At 67.6% G+C, this 1,188-nt stretch carries 1 protein-coding gene; it reads right to left on the bottom strand.

Going from position 1 to position 1,188, the window contains the following annotated elements; genetic code table 11:
* Window positions 1-3 precede the first annotated feature (3 nt).
* On the bottom strand, window positions 4-1,188 hold a 1,185-nt coding region (locus tag IO40_RS0132745; RefSeq protein ID WP_031176680.1), incomplete at its 5' end, for a toprim domain-containing protein.

Raw genomic sequence — 1,188 nt, 5'->3', positions numbered from 1 at the left:
AGGTCATACGTCGATGCGGGAGCGGTCGAGGGTGGCGGCGGAGGAGCTGATGAATTCGCGGCGGGGTGCCACCTCGCTGCCCATGAGGAGGTCGAATGCCTGCTCGGCTGCTTCCAGGTCGCTGATGTTGATGCGGCGCAGGGTGCGGTGGCGGGGGTCCATCGTGGTCTCGGCGAGCTGGTCGGCGTCCATCTCGCCCAGGCCCTTGTAGCGCTGGATGGAGTCCTTGTAGCGGATGTTCTTGCGCTCCAGCTCCAGCAGGGTCTGGCGCAGTTCGTTGTCGGAGTAGGTGTACAGGTACTTGTCCTGGCCCTTCTTCGGACTGACCAGCTCGATACGGTGCAGCGGGGGCACGGCGGAAAAGACCCTGCCCTCCTCGACCATGGGGCGCATGTAGCGCTGGAAGAGGGTCAGCAGCAGACAGCGGATGTGCGCCCCGTCCACATCCGCGTCGGCCAGGAAGATGACCTTGCCGTAGCGGGCCTGGTCGATGTCGAAGGTGCGGCCCGAACCGGCTCCTATCACCTGGATGATCGCCCCGCACTCGGCGTTCTTGAGCATGTCCGCGACCGAGGACTTCTGCACGTTCAGAATCTTGCCGCGGATGGGCAACAGCGCCTGGAACTCCGAGTTCCGGGCCACCTTCGCCGTGCCCAGCGCCGAGTCCCCCTCCACGATGAACAGCTCGGTACGGTCGATGTCGTCCGCACGGCAGTCGGCCAGCTTCGCCGGCAGCGCCGAGGACTCCAGCGCCGTCTTCCTGCGCTGCGCCTCCTTGTGCTGCCGCGCCGCGATCCGGGTCCGCGCCGCCGCCACGACCTTCTCCAGCACCGCACGCGCCTGCGCCTTCGCATCCCGCTTCGACGACGTCAAGAACGCCTCCAGCTCCCGCGAGACCACCTGCGCCACGATCCGCGAAGCCGCCGAAGTGCCCAGCACCTCCTTGGTCTGCCCCTCGAACTGCGGCTCGGCCAGCCGCACCGTCACCACCGCACTCAGCCCCTCGAGGGCATCGTCCTTGACCACATCGTCATCCGCGACCCGCAGCAGCCGGTGGGAGCGCAGCGCCTCGTTCACCGTCCGCGTCACCGCACGCTCGAACCCCGCCACATGCGTGCCGCCCTTCGGCGTGGCGATGATGTTCACGAACGACCGCAGCGTCGTGTCATACCCCGTCCCCCACCGCAG

The sequence above is a fragment of the Streptomyces albus subsp. albus genome (assembly GCF_000725885.1).
Taxonomy (GTDB): Bacteria; Actinomycetota; Actinomycetes; order Streptomycetales; family Streptomycetaceae; genus Streptomyces; species Streptomyces albus.
Note: the sequence above shows the minus strand (reverse complement) of the source record. Positions and strands in the feature narration are given on the sequence as shown.